General features: G+C 45.7%; 20 protein-coding genes. 4 read left to right on the forward strand and 16 right to left on the reverse strand.

Annotated features, from left to right (window positions below; genetic code table 11):
• Positions 1–121 precede the first annotated feature (121 nt).
• The 12 genes from ACFQ88_RS24740 to ACFQ88_RS24795 form a co-directional block, all read right to left on the reverse strand.
• Positions 122–733 (reverse strand): hypothetical protein, encoded by a 612-nt coding sequence (locus ACFQ88_RS24740; protein WP_379457822.1) that lies wholly within the window; start codon positions 731–733, stop codon positions 122–124.
• Positions 734–1,327: 594 nt separating this feature from the next.
• Positions 1,328–2,056, reverse strand: a complete 729-nt coding sequence (locus ACFQ88_RS24745) for a macro domain-containing protein (protein WP_379457824.1) — start codon at positions 2,054–2,056, stop codon at positions 1,328–1,330.
• A 268-nt stretch (positions 2,057–2,324) separates the two neighbouring features.
• Complete coding sequence (locus tag ACFQ88_RS24750; protein ID WP_379457998.1) at positions 2,325–2,744, reverse strand: organic hydroperoxide resistance protein; 420 nt, start codon at positions 2,742–2,744, stop codon at positions 2,325–2,327.
• A 116-nt stretch (positions 2,745–2,860) separates the two neighbouring features.
• The gene (locus ACFQ88_RS24755) at positions 2,861–3,058 is read right to left on the reverse strand and encodes an alpha/beta fold hydrolase (RefSeq protein WP_379457826.1); all 198 of its coding nucleotides are present in this window, start codon (positions 3,056–3,058) and stop codon (positions 2,861–2,863) included.
• 159 nt (positions 3,059–3,217) lie between these two features.
• On the reverse strand, positions 3,218–3,859 hold the full coding sequence (locus ACFQ88_RS24760; RefSeq protein WP_379457828.1) for a peroxiredoxin-like family protein: 642 nt from the start codon (positions 3,857–3,859) through the stop codon (positions 3,218–3,220).
• A gap of 21 nt (positions 3,860–3,880) precedes the next feature.
• Positions 3,881–4,171 (reverse strand): helix-turn-helix domain-containing protein, encoded by a 291-nt coding sequence (locus ACFQ88_RS24765; RefSeq protein WP_379457830.1) that lies wholly within the window; start codon positions 4,169–4,171, stop codon positions 3,881–3,883.
• 46 nt (positions 4,172–4,217) lie between these two features.
• Positions 4,218–4,724, reverse strand: a complete 507-nt coding sequence (locus ACFQ88_RS24770; RefSeq protein WP_379457832.1) for a hypothetical protein — start codon at positions 4,722–4,724, stop codon at positions 4,218–4,220.
• 126 nt (positions 4,725–4,850) lie between these two features.
• A complete protein-coding gene (locus ACFQ88_RS24775) occupies positions 4,851–5,018 on the reverse strand; it encodes a hypothetical protein (RefSeq protein WP_379457834.1) in 168 nt (55 codons plus the stop codon).
• A gap of 207 nt (positions 5,019–5,225) precedes the next feature.
• Positions 5,226–5,876 (reverse strand): TetR/AcrR family transcriptional regulator, encoded by a 651-nt coding sequence (locus ACFQ88_RS24780; protein WP_379457836.1) that lies wholly within the window; start codon positions 5,874–5,876, stop codon positions 5,226–5,228.
• Positions 5,877–6,274: 398 nt separating this feature from the next.
• The gene (locus tag ACFQ88_RS24785; protein WP_379457838.1) at positions 6,275–6,439 is read right to left on the reverse strand and encodes a hypothetical protein; all 165 of its coding nucleotides are present in this window, start codon (positions 6,437–6,439) and stop codon (positions 6,275–6,277) included.
• 381 nt (positions 6,440–6,820) lie between these two features.
• On the reverse strand, positions 6,821–7,414 hold the full coding sequence (locus tag ACFQ88_RS24790) for an SDR family NAD(P)-dependent oxidoreductase (protein ID WP_379457840.1): 594 nt from the start codon (positions 7,412–7,414) through the stop codon (positions 6,821–6,823).
• A gap of 11 nt (positions 7,415–7,425) precedes the next feature.
• A complete protein-coding gene (locus tag ACFQ88_RS24795; RefSeq protein ID WP_379457842.1) occupies positions 7,426–7,602 on the reverse strand; it encodes an SDR family NAD(P)-dependent oxidoreductase in 177 nt (58 codons plus the stop codon).
• A 468-nt stretch (positions 7,603–8,070) separates the two neighbouring features.
• Here ACFQ88_RS24795 and ACFQ88_RS24800 point away from each other — a divergent pair, with 468 nt between their 5' ends.
• A complete protein-coding gene (locus tag ACFQ88_RS24800) occupies positions 8,071–8,691 on the forward strand; it encodes a TetR/AcrR family transcriptional regulator (protein WP_379457844.1) in 621 nt (206 codons plus the stop codon).
• Positions 8,692–8,774: 83 nt separating this feature from the next.
• On the opposite strand, the gene ACFQ88_RS24805 is transcribed toward ACFQ88_RS24800, so the two are convergent.
• Positions 8,775–9,485, reverse strand: a complete 711-nt coding sequence (locus ACFQ88_RS24805) for an SDR family NAD(P)-dependent oxidoreductase (protein WP_379457846.1) — start codon at positions 9,483–9,485, stop codon at positions 8,775–8,777.
• A gap of 103 nt (positions 9,486–9,588) precedes the next feature.
• On the opposite strand from ACFQ88_RS24805, the gene ACFQ88_RS24810 reads away from it, so the two are divergent.
• Positions 9,589–9,948 (forward strand): MerR family transcriptional regulator, encoded by a 360-nt coding sequence (locus ACFQ88_RS24810; protein ID WP_379457848.1) that lies wholly within the window; start codon positions 9,589–9,591, stop codon positions 9,946–9,948.
• A 787-nt stretch (positions 9,949–10,735) separates the two neighbouring features.
• Here the strand turns inward: ACFQ88_RS24810 and ACFQ88_RS24815 are convergent.
• Positions 10,736–11,659 carry an AraC family transcriptional regulator gene (locus tag ACFQ88_RS24815; protein WP_379457850.1) on the reverse strand — a complete coding sequence of 308 codons (924 nt, stop codon included), beginning with the start codon at positions 11,657–11,659 and terminating at the stop codon, positions 10,736–10,738.
• 175 nt (positions 11,660–11,834) lie between these two features.
• On the opposite strand from ACFQ88_RS24815, the gene ACFQ88_RS24820 reads away from it, so the two are divergent.
• On the forward strand, positions 11,835–12,089 hold the full coding sequence (locus ACFQ88_RS24820; RefSeq protein WP_379457852.1) for an Atu4866 domain-containing protein: 255 nt from the start codon (positions 11,835–11,837) through the stop codon (positions 12,087–12,089).
• 55 nt (positions 12,090–12,144) lie between these two features.
• Positions 12,145–12,882 carry an SDR family oxidoreductase gene (locus tag ACFQ88_RS24825; RefSeq protein WP_379457854.1) on the forward strand — a complete coding sequence of 246 codons (738 nt, stop codon included), beginning with the start codon at positions 12,145–12,147 and terminating at the stop codon, positions 12,880–12,882.
• 827 nt (positions 12,883–13,709) lie between these two features.
• On the opposite strand, the gene ACFQ88_RS24830 is transcribed toward ACFQ88_RS24825, so the two are convergent.
• The gene (locus tag ACFQ88_RS24830) at positions 13,710–13,979 is read right to left on the reverse strand and encodes a hypothetical protein (protein WP_379457856.1); all 270 of its coding nucleotides are present in this window, start codon (positions 13,977–13,979) and stop codon (positions 13,710–13,712) included.
• 534 nt (positions 13,980–14,513) lie between these two features.
• Positions 14,514–15,239, reverse strand: a 726-nt coding sequence (locus ACFQ88_RS24835; RefSeq protein WP_379457858.1) for an SDR family NAD(P)-dependent oxidoreductase, incomplete at its 5' end; no start/stop codon positions are given.

The following is a 15,239-nucleotide window of genomic DNA, read 5'->3' on the forward strand; positions in this document are numbered from 1 at the left end:
AGGAATAATAAAATCCCTGTCCAAGTGTTGTATTTCGGAGGAGATAGATAGATATTTGAAATGAGAGCAAGTGGTTTCCAGATAAAAAGCACATGACTTATTGGTTGTTACTAATAGCACTTTATATTTCTTTAGTTTTCTCGATTCTTCTTTTGATTTCAGCAGGAGTTCGCTTCAAATACTTGACTATTTCATCAATCGGCATTTGCTTTTCTAATAGAAAGTAAAGAATTCGTTCCTCAATTGGATCCCAGCGATAATAAGCTTGGGAGTACATCTTTCTAATCTTTCTCAATCGTGAACGTTTTAGAGCACTGAGATCTTGCTTCTCCCGCCTAGGAAAATTCTCTTTCCGATACTTGATTATGCGTTTCTCTGTTAAATTTTTGAGCAGTGAAAGAGAACAATCATCTACTATCGGATAAGAACTAAACTCGAAGCGAAGTGAAGATAACTCTTCATGAGTATGCTCGATTTTACCTAACCAAGACATATCTGGTTTGTTAATATGACAACCTATAGTAAAGTTACGTCGTAATGCTCTTTGAATCTGTGATTCTAGTAGTGTCGAATATTCATATCTCTCGCTCATCGCACAGCCCCAAAGGTGAATATTAGGCATATACTCATTGTAAGTAAATTGAGACCAATTTGAATTAAATTGATCATTTTCATTTAAATCGTTGTTGTATTGTAATTTTAACACCATGTCCGCTGTAACATAAAATGTCATCAAATTAGCCCTTTAAAAGGGCTTTTTGTATATACAAAATGTCACCTGCCGCATTATCAAATGTCAATTTATATAATTACTGTATCGTCAAATGTCAAAAATGGATAATGGATTATGATCACACAAGTCCTACCTCCGTTATCGGCTCTCCTGAAATAACGGCGTCGGCCTTCTCGCTGTTCAACGATATTCTCATCAGCGCATATCCGATTAAACTTATGACGAACATCAAAATTGAATGCCATATTATCGACGATCGTTGTGATCATCATCGTAAGCACGAACAAATGGTACGAGCTCTGCGCAATCAGGCGCATGCCGATCAACCTCGTGTACAACCATAGCCATAAATAGGCAAGGATCGTTCTTCCTATTATCTCTAGGGATTCGTTCAAGTTGTGACCAATGCCCCTTCGTTCTTCGAGTTGTGAGTTGAAGATTTACGAAAAATCACGTTTTCGCACTATTATTGCTATGGAGATGTTGTTTTATCCATAAGCAAGGCGACTTTGTCATAATTAAGGATTCTAGCTGTCAATAAATCCTTGGTCAGGATGGAAGTTGCCCGCTTTCTGATATGCTCCCCATACGGTATCAAATGCAACATAAGTTCCGTCGCGATATGCCATTTAGATAACCCCCCCTAAGCTTATAAAAATTAACCTTATCTTTTTTTGAATCATGAACTACAAATGTGACTTTGGCTGGGTATGTAAATTTTATTCTGCTTATTTTAAACGACCAAAGGAGCAACTCTAATAATTCTTGTTCTGTAATATGTGAGTACTCCTTGAAGCGCGTAATGCCAGATCCCATAAGAGGGATTGTTACAGATCGGCCGGCATAAACCTTGTCTATTTCGTTCCACAAATTTAAAAGCAGATTGATGTAATCGTTCATATACAGATATGCTCGATTATCTTCGTCGAACCTCGAAAATGCAGTTAATAAATAATCGCCATTTTTGAAGATTGTCCCCAATTTGTATTTCTTTCGTTTGCCACGTGAACGAGTGTTATTGATGCCTACGACTTTGTCGCGCAATCCCTCATCTTTTTCAATAAGTCGATCTAATACAGACGCATCTGATACAATTTGTGTCAGATAAATTCCATTCAATGAACTCTCCGAAACCATTCGTTCGCCGACAATAGTATCAAAATATTCATTGAACCCAATGACCTTCAATCCATCTTCTTTAAATATTTCGCCTACTTTGACAATTACAACTGAGTTATACAAGGAGATTTCACGACGACAAAGGCCGACACTTCGTTCCTCCAGGAGACACATGCCCCTCTTTTCATCATCGATTTCTATCAAGAATTCCCCTTAAAAACGCAAAAAGAAATCCCTCTTTGGTAAAATGGTGCCTGAAGCCGCATCTTGAAAAGAAAATACTTGGATGTCTGTGAGGGTTGTCCGCTTAAGTCTGCCTGTACGAAGGCGCAAGGAACCCGCGAGATCAAGGTGAGCCTGCGGTATCTGCGGTAGGCCCTTTTGAGACAGCCCCTTCGTTTATTACACCATTTAAAAACGCCCATTGTCCGTAAATCGACAAGGGGCGCCGCTCGTGTGCATGGATCACGGATTAACCAACAACGTTTGTAATGACTTCGATATTGCCGACAGTTGCTTTGGCATATGGGCACGTGAGATGGGCTTCTGCTACTATTTGCTTAGCCACGTCTAATTCTAAACCCTTTAATGTGATGTCCATATTCACTGCTAGTACAAATCCGTCGTTGGCATCTTTACCGATCGAAACATTGGAAACGATCGATATACCTTCCGGTTTGATACTCCTTTTTCTAAGAGCAATACCCATCGCACCCTCAAAACATGCCGCAAATCCTGCAGCGAACAATTGCTCCGGATTTGTTCCGCCTCCGTTACCACCCATTTCCTTAGGATATCTCAAGTCCAAGTTAAGATTGCCGTCGGTGGAAACTGCTTTTCCATCTCTTCCACCTTCAACGTTTACAGTAGCCGTGTACAATGTCTTTTCCATTTTAATCATTCTCGTAACACTCCTATAAAATTGGTTTTTTTATATGGCGGCGCAAGAGTAGCATCTCTAGCGCCGCTGTATTTCACAAATGAGCTGTTCTCAAAGCGAGCTAGAACTTACTTTTTATTTACAAAATTAAGGATCTCTTGGTTGTACTTGTCTTTCTCATCATAGAAGACGCCGTGGCCGCTGTTTTCGAAAGGCACCAGCTTGGAGTTTTTGATTCCCTTATGCAAGGCTTCCGCAACTGCAAATGGAACGGTTTGATCTTTAACACCGTGCAAAATAAGAGTCGGCTGTTTGATTTGACTCAATTTACTGGTCAAATCCGATCATACTTACGACGGTAACAATATTCAGACCTATGCAGATGATGTCCACGCCGTCGTCAAGAGACAAGAATTATTTGGCTTCTATGCTTACTGTTTCAAGGGTTTAGGCTATGTTTGAAGCTGCGAAAGTTGAGTCAATAATTAAAGCTTTCTCAATTCATGCAGAATATTCTCAGGATCCAACCGCTGCATAAAGTCCGGATTCACGTAGGCGGAACGGATAATGCCGGATTCGTCGATCATAAAGGTGGAAGGAATCGGCAGGATCCAGCGGTTCGTCGCGTTGTATTCCGCTAGGTCCATGCCTATTTGTTTCATAATGTCCTGGATGTAATCCGGAACGTCGTAAAGGATGTTATAGAAAGCGGCCACGAGACCGTTTGTGTCGCTAAGCACTTGGAAGGTCAGCTCTTCCTTCTCCTGCTGGGAAAGCGTGTTGTCCGGGCTTTGCGGGCTAACCGCGATCAACTGGCCCCCAAGGGCTTCGATGTCCGGCAGTAGCTTCTGATAGGACTTAAGCTGCCTGTTGCAGAAGGGGCACCATCCGCCACGGTAGAAAGTCAGGACAACAGGTCCTTTGGACAGTTCATCATAAAGGTTAACCGTTTCTCCCAAAGCATTCTTGAGTGTAAAATCCTTTGCCTTCTGCCCCACCTGCAGGCCGTAAGCAATGCCGGATTCCTGCTGCTCCCGGATCTGACGGAACATCTTCGTTTGAATCTCAAAAGGGGTATGCGCAATAAATTCCTGTTTGGCTTCCACTAAAGCTTGAGTTAATGACATGTTTTGCAACTCCTTTTTAATTTAATATCCTCTCGGCATTCGCCGAGGCAGATGGTACAAGGAAGCAAGCTCGACGAAATGCCTGCCGGCCTCTGTCAGCCGGACGCCCCGCGCATGGCGCTCGAACAAGAGGATGCCAAGGTATTCCTCCAGCGTTTTCACGCGGGCGCTGATGCTCGACAGGCTGACTCCGAGCGCGTTGGCCGCATGGCAGAAGTTCAGGTATTCGGCGACGGCGAGCGTCTGGATCAGCGACGCGAGGGGAATGCGCGACCCTAGCGAGGACGGCACTCCCCATTGACGTTCGATCATCGGTGTTGAACGCCGTCGTATTATCTGCCCTTCAACATCATTCTGCTTACATCTTGGCAGTCGAGTCGAATTTCGCGAGCCTGCCCTGCCTGCGCAAATGGACGATTTGGGCTGTCATGCCAACGATGAGAATGACGAAAAGAATGGCTTGAGAGCCTAGAAGAATTGGCGATTTCAGATCGGTGACTATGGGGTGGCCGTTTGGAACACGGGTCAGGGTTTCGGTAACGGTCGGCAACATCAGCAGAAACGCTGTCAGGGTGAGGAAGATTGTTTCGAGGTACTTGCCCGCACGATTAAAGCTCGAAATACGCTCGATGCCGTATCCGGCGAGCAGCAGCAGGGTCGTTACCGCGCCAATGCCATAGCTGGCCGACGATTTTGCGACGATGAATACTGTAATAGAGCCGATCAGCATCGAAATGAAGTAGACGATACCGGGCTTTGACCGAGGCACAATCCGTCCGTAGCGAGCAAACATATATATAGCCAGCGGAATGGCGGGCAAGCTGCCGAGCGTATGCAACCAGCCGAGTGGTGAAATTCCAAACATAATTGTCTCCTTCTAGTCCTTAAGGACATGGGTAATTTGTTTTGTTCTGTCGATAGATTGGCGCGAGCCGAAACTAGCGGCTGACAGCATCTCTGATCGAGTCGTTGATGGCTTAAGATGGCCGGCCTATGCAGCTTTCCGCTGCAATTGGCTCACGGTCAGCCACATGGATGAAACAAGAAAATAGAGCGCGCCTGATGCGGCATAGTCAATCATGATGGTGATGGATGAAGGCATCGGCATTCGCGCCAGCACGATGAAGAATTTGCCTGCCAGCGCGGATTGCCTCATCATGCACTGGTCCCTGTTCGAACGCGGCAACTGCCTTCACGCAATCAAGCGAAGGACCGTGATCAAATTCGCCGTATTCACTGTAGACTGACAATGTGTGGTCAGCATGTGATATATCGGCACTTGGCGGATATCATGCGATTTGTTCGTAAGTTGAGCTTATCCTCAGTAATATGTAGCCTGCTCTCTAGAAGGGTTAAGCTAGCGGAGTCATGTCGACCTCCTTTCATCTCGCTGATCATGACTGCAACCATCACTGTCACGGCTTCCATCACAAAGGGATCGCGAAGCGAGTCGCTCCAAGAGCTGCCCTATAACGACGCCGAATATCTTCGGATCGCCATAGGCCCGCGCCGAAAGCATCGCGCCGTGAACCACCACCATGAACGCTTCGGCCTCGGCACGAGGTGTACTCGTCAGTTGAAGTTGCCCGTGCCGCACGCCGCGCTCCAGCACGGATGTCAACCACGCCGACAGGGAGCGGAAATGCGCCCGGACTTCAAGGCCAACTTCCTCGGGCAGGACGGGGAGTTGGCTTGCCAACAGCGCGCAGATACAAAATGGAGCGCTGTCGTCCGCAATACAGGCTTCCCAATAACCAGCGTAGAACCGAAGCAGTTCGAGCGGTTCGGATACCTGAAGTTCAAGATTCGCCATCCCCACTTCAGCTTCTTCTCGATACCGCGCAACCAGCGTTCGCACCAGATCGACCTTGCTTGGGAAATGGTGATGGATGCTCGCCTTTCGAATCCCAACCACATCCGCGATGTCGGCATAACTGAAACCGTTGTAGCCGCCAGAGACGATCAGATTACGCGCACAAGCCAGAATGTCATCATGGGTAGAAGATAAATTTTTCATATCATTAGCCTACCATCTAGTAGGTAGTTTGTCAAGTGACAAAGTCGTAGTATACGAAAGTGCGGTATTCCAGAATTTAAGTACGAGTAGCCAGGCCTTGTTCACGATCACAGAAACAGGACGATAACTCGAGCAAAGCATCATTCAACGAGATCCGATTTTTTAAAATGGTGGGGGGCGGAACCAACGCACCATGTCGTCATTGCTGCGCAGACGGTATTGTTTGCCTATCGGCAGCAGCTTCAATTGGACACCAAGCAGATCGTTGCCCTATCGCAGGAAATTGCACGGCAAGTCCAGGTCCGCCCGAAGTGGGTATTTTTATTATGCCAATGACACCTAGCTCCCCGGCTCCTGTCTGGCTCATGGCTTCCCTCATTCACTCTTCTTTCACGGTTTCAGGCTTCGCACAAGTCTCCGCCTTTTGGGTCGGAGCTTGCATCGGCGATACGCGCCGATTCACTTGCCTTTGCGGCCTTTCTGGCAAGCTTTTTCGCTACTATCCCTACGTCTGACCTCTCACCATCCGTAGCCTCGTCCTTGACCGTCACGATCTTGGACAAAGTTACCGCCCTAAGCGGAAACGATGAGATCTCCCTGGGTCACGTCAACCGACTTCCCCCCGAATCCAGTCCTCTTAACTTTCGAAGCCTATGGTGGTATAGGACATCCCCTTCTTTTGCAGGGTCATCAGGCCTCGACAGCCAATCTGGTATTTGCCGCCTGTTCCGGGATTTGCCTTTAAGCCCTCCGTACGCATCTTCGCAGACTACGCACTGCCTGTCAGCTAGCACTTCCGCCACCACGCGGTATGCTGGAGACTTTCACTCCTTAGTCGATTGCGCTGCCAAGCGCACAAAAGCGTCAAGGACATTGAAATGTTCCTTGACGCTTCAATTAATGATAATGTGGTCAAAACCACATTCCATTTAAAAAAGACATACTTATAGCCTAGTTCCTCCGGTGGCATCAATATATTGCCCCGTGATCCATCGCGCTTCCTCAGATGCTACATACACAATTACATCAGCAACGTCTTTAGTGGTGCCAACTCTTCCGAAAGCAGTCATTGCAGCTGCTGCAGCATGAGCTTCTGGGATTGCGAGCCAATCCTTGTTCATATCAGTATCCGTAGTTCCCGGCCTTACTGCATTAACAGTAATACTTCTTGATCCAAAATGTGGAGCTAACGCCAAAGAAAGTGTCTCAATGGCTCCCTTAGCAGCCGAATAAGCGGAATGCGTTGGACCGGCAACACGAGTAAAGCCAGTAGTAATGTTAATGATTCGTCCACCGTTCCGTATAAACGGGCTAGCTGCTTGAGTAAGAAAGTATGGAGCTGTAAGATTAACATTAATGACATCTTCGTACGATTCAATTGACGTTTCTTCAAATGGAATGGCCGGGCAAATACCTGCGTTATTGATTAAAATGTCCAATTGCACAGATCCAATTTCCGAACGAACAGCATCTTCAAATGCAGCCCAAAGCTTTGTTACACCGGAAATACCTGTGGTTAAGTCTGCTTCCAGAGCCACAGCCTTTGAGCCTAACGCCTTAATATCTTCAACAACTTTAAAGCAGCATCCCTATTACTGGCGTAATGAACGCCTATAAATTCCGCTCCGCCTGCAGCTAACTTTTTGGCTGTTTCAGCCCCTATCCCACGACTTGCCCCTGTAATCAAAGCAACTTTACCACTGAATCTTCCTTCATTCGTCGACATATCATCCCTACTCCTTTTTGAGAGAAATTTTAATCACTTTTTGGCAAAAACTTTTTTATACCGGTTGAAAGCTATTTGGCTGGCAGTACCTCATTTTGTAAAAAAATCTTCGCTTAGCCCATCAATGATTTCTGCATAAAAAGAACCTTTTTGTACGCCACTGGACGCCAGCCCCTCTATTCGGTATAATATCATAACGATCGTTATGTTAATTGATATTATACATCTTAGTGTGAATTGTCAATACCCTAACGATCATTACGTTAAGTTGTGTTATATTTTTTTGATCACATATCATTCTCTCTATGGCAGGGGAGTCAGGTCGCATCATGTTAGGATGATGCGTCGCCTCTGGCGAGATTGGCCAACAGCGCGGGTCGGTTTTGGCGCCTGATGTGTGATGCAATATCCAGACGGCAAAGTATTTCACCAATGGGCCGTTACAAAAAAAGCGAGGTGATCTGACTGATGGGACGTAACCGCGAATTCGATGTGGATCAGGCACTGGACGCCGCAATTTGCGTGTTTTGGCGCAAAGGCTATGAGGGTGTGTCGTACACCGACCTGACGCAGGCCACGGGTGTCGAACGACCCGCGCTCTATTCGGCATTTGGCAATAAGGAAGCGTTGTTTCGCCGAGCGCTGGCTCGCTACTACGAGCACTATATGGATTTCATCCCGGCGGCGATGGAGCTGCCAACCTTTCGGGAGGTAGTCTCACATATCCTCTTCAGCGCGGCCGAATTGCAGACTCGTTACCCGGATCACAGGGGATGTCTAGGAATCCACGGCGCCTTGGCTTGCTCGGACGATGCCGAATCGATTCGGCTTGCCCTGATCGATTCGCGTGCAGAGGGAGAGGCGTTGCTGCGTGATCGCTTCGAACGGGCAAAGCAGGAGGGAGATCTGCCGGAAACCGCTAACTGTGCTGCGCTAGTTGCATTCGTGATGGCGGTGTCCCACGGTATGGCTGTTCAGGCCAAGGCCGGCTTTGGTCGCGACATGCTAGAGGCTGTTGCTGCGGTAGTTCCACGTTATCGTTCCTCGTTTAGTTTAATAGTGGGTTACCCCGACTTCCGATATGCTTAATTTATTTTACCTAGAATCTTGTACGCAAAAAACTCTTGTCCGCGAAATGGGCGGCAAGAGTTTTTGCTTTCGGCAGTTGCGTGTTACCAGGCGTAAACGCCCTTCTCATCCAAGAATTCGCCGTTATGACGTTTGCGATCTGTCGCATAACCCACTATAATCGCAGCGGCGGCTTCTTTCGATTTACCGCCTGCGGCATTGCCGTTAAGATCTGTTGAGGTGAATCCAGGCGTTACCGCGAATACTTGAGCACTGCTGTTTTTGACTTCATAAGCCATTGAAAGTGTCATGGCATTGTTGGCCGTTTTAGATGAGTTATAATCGAATGCGTTTAAAGTAAATTCAGCATTTTGCATATGGTCCAGAGAAGCCATGTCGGTCGATACATTGACGATTGTGCCTTCGTTATGTTTGATTAACGGAAACAAACGCTGGTTCAAACGGAAGGTCCCGAAAAAGTTAACTTCGAAGGCATTCCGCAGATCTTCCTCTTTGGTATCCGTAAAAGAACGGGAGAAAGCGCCAGGCATACCAGCGTTATTGATCAGAAGCTTCAAGTCTGGATAATTCTTGTTGATCGTATCGGTTGCCTGTTCGATAGTTTTTAAGTCACCCATGTCGATTTGTACAAATTCTACATCTAACCCCTTGGAAGTTAACTCGGAAACGGCTGCTTCACCCCGTTCGGCACTGCGTGCGCCAAGGATGACTTTCCAGCCTGCTTCACCTAACTGCTTAACGATTTCAATTCCGATTCCTTTATTTGCTCCGGTTACAAAGGCGGTCTTTTTCATGCGAATCCTTCTTTCCCTAATTTGATTTTTCTTTAACGATTTATAAGTTACTATGCTACACTTAGTGTAGGTCAACAATTAATTTTTATAAAAGAGGGTTAGTATGTTAACGATTGGAGAAGTGGCGAAGGAAGTCGGGATCAATATTGGAGCGATCCGCTTTTACGAAAGAAAGGGACTGTTGAAACCTGCTACCCGAAGCGAGCAGAACAACCGTCTTTATACGGATGATGATCTGAGATGGCTAGTCTTTATCAAATGTCTTCGCGAAACCGGGATGAGTGTGGAGGACATCAAAAAGTATTATGATAAGGTGAACGAAGGAACCTCAACCCTGCCGGAGAGAATCAAACTGATTGAAGATCAGAAGCAAAAGCTGCTGAAAGATATTGAGGAGAAGGAAGCTCAGCTCGTTCATTTGGAAGAAAAACTTAAGCGCTATTATCGCGGGGAAAATTATTAATATAAGCTGGGCATATAAACTAAATTTTAAATCTCATTTAAGAGCGATTACCCTAATGATGTTATCCGCATAGGAATCCGAAACGTTATCTTCCGAAAAACCCATCCGTTCGCCGCCGTCATCGTTGCATCGATTTCTTCGTCCGTATGCGCAGTGGTCAGGAACCATGAATAGGCGATTGAAATGATGCTGTCACTCAGTCGATTTACCGCGGCGTTCACACTCGAACGGAATTTTCCTGAATGTCTTCTTCCTCCAAGTCCATTGGTAAGTTTTAGTTGTTTTAGTATGAAAAATATGCCAGTGATTGTAATCGAAATAAATATCTGATTATGGTTCATTGACGTAATCTGCCCGTTAGCTTAATAAATCGTGCATTTTTCGGGGATCTCGGCGGCTGTATAGAAGTTCTTGTCTTGAGCTGACGACAAGAACTTCTATACAATAAATAAAAAAGCCGCTGTTTATGCGACTTTAATTGTATAGATGTTGTTGTCTTCCGACATATCCGTGCTGTCGGATGACAACAACTTGATATCATAAATGACAAGAACTTGATGTCCTTCCCCTCTCAGCGATTCGAAAGGCCGAGATTTTGCTGCCCATGCCTCTGTGCAATCGATGACGACGTCCGCGCCGCCACATACCGTTTTGAAGTTGAACGACTCATGTTGACAAGAATTGAAGCACGAAACGGCAGCCACAATATGAGCTGCTGTTTCTAAGTCCTACTGAACTAAGGTATTTCAACGATTTAAACATGCGATCCAGTTATCCTCCATTAAAACTATTCGGAAACCGTGATACCGTCAACAAGATAACTACGCAAACGGCGAACGTCCCGGACTGGCGGTAATCCAAACATCCGCGCATATTCCCGGCTAAAATGCGATGGGCTCTCGTAACCGACTTGAAACGCTGCTTCTGCCGCATCGATCGATCCGGAGAAGATCAGGCGACGCGCCTCTTGCAATCGGATATGCTTTTGAAACTGGATCGGACTCATCCCCGTGACTTCCTTAAAATAGTCGTACAAAGATGAGGCGCTCATACGAGCCTCTGCTGCCAATTCGTCAATCCGTAGCGGTTGGGCAAAGTCGCGGTTAAGCCTCTCGACTACCCCCGCGATTCGTTGCGCATGACTTCCGATGACGGCAAATTGCTTCAAAGACGCGTTGTTTTCGTTCTGAAGCACCCGATATATGATTTCTCGAATAACATACGGCGCAAGCACTGGGATATCCTGCGGCGTCTCGATCAGTTTCACAAGCCGCAGCACCGCATCCAACAGCGTGTCTTGCATCCGGCTTACCTTCAAACCCCGACTGGCTTCAGCTTTTGCTCGTATAGCCTCTCCAGATGCCTGCATGATATCAAGAATCTGGTTCATATCGAATAGGATCTGCAGGCTTAAATACGGTGTTTCTCTCGAAGCCTCCATCACTTGTCCTGTAATCGGTAAATGTGCCGAAGCGGTTAAATAGCTGCTTGGATCATAGTGGTACACCTCTTGCCCCAACATAACCACTTTAGAACCTTGCGCCACGATGCATAGGGAAGGTTCGTAGACGGAGTAAACCGGCTCGGATAACTCGGAAGTCCGAATCAAACGTAAACCGGGAACTTGCGTGTCGTGCGTCCCGTCTTCCAGTGTGAATTTCTCGATAATTTGCAGTAGTTCTCTCCTTTGTTTTTCGAACCAATCACCCATCCTCTTCGTCCCCCCTTTTATCCACGAACAACTTAACTTTATCTTCTTCTGGAGGATTAGGCAATCATCTCGTATGATCCTGCTACCGCTCAGCTTACCGCTGGTATGATAATGGACATGTAACAAATGCGTTGCAAAGTACGAAGTTTCTTAGCATGGAAGGAGATGATTCTCAATGAGTACGCTAAACGTTAAACCCCATCCTTATGTCGGAATGTGGGTGACAAAAGATGGTTTCATCCGGCATGAATTGCTACCGAACGGCCGGTATGACGAAGCGCGCGGAAAACGGAAGAGCGCTTACCAAGGACGATATACCATCGTAGATGACCATATCGAATATGTGGATGATACAGGGTTTACAGCTGACGGCGATTTCCGCGATTCGGTGCTCTATCACGCCGGCATGGTTCTTCATCGTGAGAAATAACAGAAAAATTAAAGCAACCAACTGGAACGAATAAATTCAAAAGGAGAAATGTACAATGTCCGAAATCAATGGAAAAGTAATTGTGATTACAGGAGCAAGTAGCGGGATCGGCGAAGCAACGGCGAAGCTATTAGCTAGTCAGGGCGCCCATGTCGTCATAGGGGCCAGGCGCGTGGATAGACTGGAAACTCTGGCTTCGCTCATTGAGTCTGAAGGAGGTTCCGTAGCTTATCAACAGCTGGACGTTACAAATATCGGCCAAATGCAGGCGATCGTTCGCTTAGCTCAGAGCCGGTTCGGCCGTGTTGATGTCATCGTGAACAACGCTGGTGTGATGCCCCTCTCTCCCTTGGAAGCCCTTAAAGTCGACGAATGGAACCGAATGATCGACGTCAATATCCGCGGGGTTCTGCATGGCATTGCTGCTGGTCTCCCTATTATGAAAGCACAGCATTCTGGTCACATGATTAACGTGGCTTCCATCGGTGCTTACGCGGTTTCGCCGACGGCAGCGGTATACTGTGCGACCAAATATGCCGTTCGCGCCATCACCGAAGGTTTACGGCAGGAGGTTGGCGGCGACATTCGGGTAACACTCGTCTCTCCTGGTGTGACGGAGTCTGAGCTCGCTGAGAGCATTTCAGATAATGAAGCAAGAGAACTGATGAAATCGTACCGACGTGACGCCCTTCCGGCTTCCGCCATCGCGCGTGCCATTGCTTATGCGATTGAGCAGCCGGTAGACGTCGATGTGAACGAGCTGGTCGTCCGGCCTACAGCCCAGCTTGCCTGATGTCAACTAATAAATTCTCGGTGAATATATCTAACCAGTCACTGTAGCATTTCCCAATCTGTTCTCAGTCATGTACACAGTCGCATCGACGGCGAAACGCTCCATCGCCTGAGCGAAACGCTGCTCTTGCGCTTTACGGTGTGCCTCAAGCTCGTAATTGCCGCGTTCGCCCGTCAAAAGCGGCCATGCCATCGTGATTGGCCGACTGCCGTCGTGTCATGATTGAACTAACGAGTTCCGTTAGTTAACAAAATTGTTTGGAACTGCTGTCGGGAATGACATCAAGTTCTTGTCAAAATCGGAAAATGTCATTGGTTCGTGATCAAGAACTTGATGTCATAAATAAAAAAGCCACGATATACTTTGTTCTTGTCAACCGACATCTATTTATTTCTCGGACGACAAGAACTTCTATACATACTTGTTAACGCAATGAAGCTGCCGATTATGCCGGCAGTTCCGTTTCTTAATTGAACTAAGATTTTGCATCTTTTTCCCTTCCATCATGTGGTGAGCTACCATACTGTCGTTGCTGAGCTAAATTCCCCGTTTGTTTAATTAACTACGGATAAAGTTGGCGTTGTATATGCCTCATTTTCTAAAATATTTAAGGCAAAGTATAATGATAATTATTATAAGTATCGGAACAAGAATAGGAGCTACAAAATATAACATTATGATGTAAAAGGCATCCCAGCCTTCTCATAATGACCCTACCAATTACTATCCTCCCCATCCGTTTAAATGAGATCAGCTGCAGGTTGCCGCTGTGTCATCATTATTCAATTAACGTTACCCGGTAGCTTAATGAGAAAGTGTCCATCAGTTTAGCTAAACATCGAAATTAACTTAACATGATTGTTATTTAGCATCATCTTAAATTCATCCAGAGCTTTTACCTCTTTTGAAATTCTAGATACCTTAGTTACAATCACTGCACCTAATTTTGGTAGTGTATCATAAATGTCTTTGTAATTGTCTTCGAAAATCTGATACCAATAAGCTACATCAATGCCCTCAGATTGAGCAGTAATACTAAGTCTCTGTTCTTCAGTACTTTCAATGCCGGATTCTCTTATTATAGCCATAGCTTTCATATGGATAATACTCCTTTTCTGCAGAGGTTTTCATTCAATTAGTTAATTCCCCCAACCCACCGATCCATTTATTTTTAGGGTCTGATGCGTACCAAAGGGCGACCGACAAATTGCTCAAACTACTTGAAGAATTATATGCCAACAAAGAGATAAGTGCTAAGTCGGATATTAACTAATTTTATCTTTCTTTAATAGAAAACTTTCATATATCTATCGAAAAGACAAGCGTTTTTCAGCTTGTCTTTTTTGTTGGAGCAACTACATTCTCAAAGTTTTAATGCAGCACGGTTTTGTATGAAAAAGACGTAAGAACTATTTACGCATTAGCATCTCATTTAATATTTTGTTCAATCTTATAGAATGAGACCTCGATCGATATCCCCATCCCGCGAGTAACCACAAAAAATGCAGGAGAGCGTTGTGCAACTTGCAAGCAATCCCCAACAAAAAAGCGTCAAGGACATTGAAATGTTCCTTGACGCTTCAATTAATGATAATGTGGTCAAAACCACATTCCATTTAAAAAAGACATACTTATAGCCTAGTTCCTCCGGTGGCATCAATATATTGCCCCGTGATCCATCGCGCTTCCTCAGATGCTACATACACAATTACATCAGCAACGTCTTTAGTGGTGCCAACTCTTCCGAAAGCAGTCATTGCAGCTGCTGCAGCATGAGCTTCTGGGATTGCGAGCCAATCCTTGTTCATATCAGTATCCGTAGTTCCCGGCCTTACTGCATTAACAGTAATACCTCTTGATCCAAAATGTGGAGCTAACGCCAAAGAAAGTGTCTCAATGGCTCCCTTAGCAGCCGAATAAGCGGAATGCGTTGGACCGGCAACACGAGTAAAGCCAGTAGAAATGTTAATGATTCGTCCACCGTTCCGTATAAACGGGCTAGCTGCTTGAGTAAGAAAGTATGGAGCTGTAAGATTAACATTAATGACATCTTCGAACGATTCAATTGACGTTTCTTCAAATGGAATGGCCGGGCAAATACCTGCGTTATTGATTAAAATGTCCAATTGCACAGATCCAATTTCCGAACGAACAGCATCTTCAAATGCAGCCCAAAGCTTTGTTACACCGGAAATACCTGTGGTTAAGTCTGCTTCCAGAGCCACAGCCTTTGAGCCTAACGCCTTAATATCTTCAACAACTTTTAAAGCAGCATCCCTATTACTGGCGTAATGAACGCCTATAAATTCCGCTCCGCCTGCAGCTAACTTTTTGGCTGTTTCAGCCCCTATCCCACG

Origin of the sequence: Paenibacillus sp. NPDC056579 (genome assembly GCF_042793215.1) — a bacterium.
GTDB lineage: Bacteria > Bacillota > Bacilli > Paenibacillales > NBRC-103111 > Paenibacillus_S.

Bases quoted from the DNA above. Each gene is read 5' to 3' on its own strand.
- ACFQ88_RS24740 (WP_379457822.1), bottom strand. From the start codon at position 733: ATGACATTTTATGTTACAGCGGACATGGTGTTAAAATTACAATACAAC.
- ACFQ88_RS24750 (WP_379457998.1), bottom strand. From the start codon at position 2,744: ATGGAAAAGACATTGTACACGGCTACTGTAAACGTTGAAGGTGGAAGA.
- ACFQ88_RS24760 (WP_379457828.1), bottom strand. From the start codon at position 3,859: ATGTCATTAACTCAAGCTTTAGTGGAAGCCAAACAGGAATTTATTGCG.
- ACFQ88_RS24765 (WP_379457830.1), bottom strand. From the start codon at position 4,171: ATGATCGAACGTCAATGGGGAGTGCCGTCCTCGCTAGGGTCGCGCATT.
- ACFQ88_RS24770 (WP_379457832.1), bottom strand. From the start codon at position 4,724: ATGTTTGGAATTTCACCACTCGGCTGGTTGCATACGCTCGGCAGCTTG.
- ACFQ88_RS24775 (WP_379457834.1), bottom strand. From the start codon at position 5,018: ATGATGAGGCAATCCGCGCTGGCAGGCAAATTCTTCATCGTGCTGGCG.
- ACFQ88_RS24780 (WP_379457836.1), bottom strand. From the start codon at position 5,876: ATGAAAAATTTATCTTCTACCCATGATGACATTCTGGCTTGTGCGCGT.
- ACFQ88_RS24795 (WP_379457842.1), bottom strand. From the start codon at position 7,602: ATGTCGACGAATGAAGGAAGATTCAGTGGTAAAGTTGCTTTGATTACA.
- ACFQ88_RS24800 (WP_379457844.1), top strand. From the start codon at position 8,071: ATGGGACGTAACCGCGAATTCGATGTGGATCAGGCACTGGACGCCGCA.
- ACFQ88_RS24805 (WP_379457846.1), bottom strand. From the start codon at position 9,485: ATGAAAAAGACCGCCTTTGTAACCGGAGCAAATAAAGGAATCGGAATT.
- ACFQ88_RS24810 (WP_379457848.1), top strand. From the start codon at position 9,589: ATGTTAACGATTGGAGAAGTGGCGAAGGAAGTCGGGATCAATATTGGA.
- ACFQ88_RS24815 (WP_379457850.1), bottom strand. From the start codon at position 11,659: ATGGGTGATTGGTTCGAAAAACAAAGGAGAGAACTACTGCAAATTATC.
- ACFQ88_RS24820 (WP_379457852.1), top strand. From the start codon at position 11,835: ATGAGTACGCTAAACGTTAAACCCCATCCTTATGTCGGAATGTGGGTG.
- ACFQ88_RS24825 (WP_379457854.1), top strand. From the start codon at position 12,145: ATGTCCGAAATCAATGGAAAAGTAATTGTGATTACAGGAGCAAGTAGC.
- ACFQ88_RS24830 (WP_379457856.1), bottom strand. From the start codon at position 13,979: ATGAAAGCTATGGCTATAATAAGAGAATCCGGCATTGAAAGTACTGAA.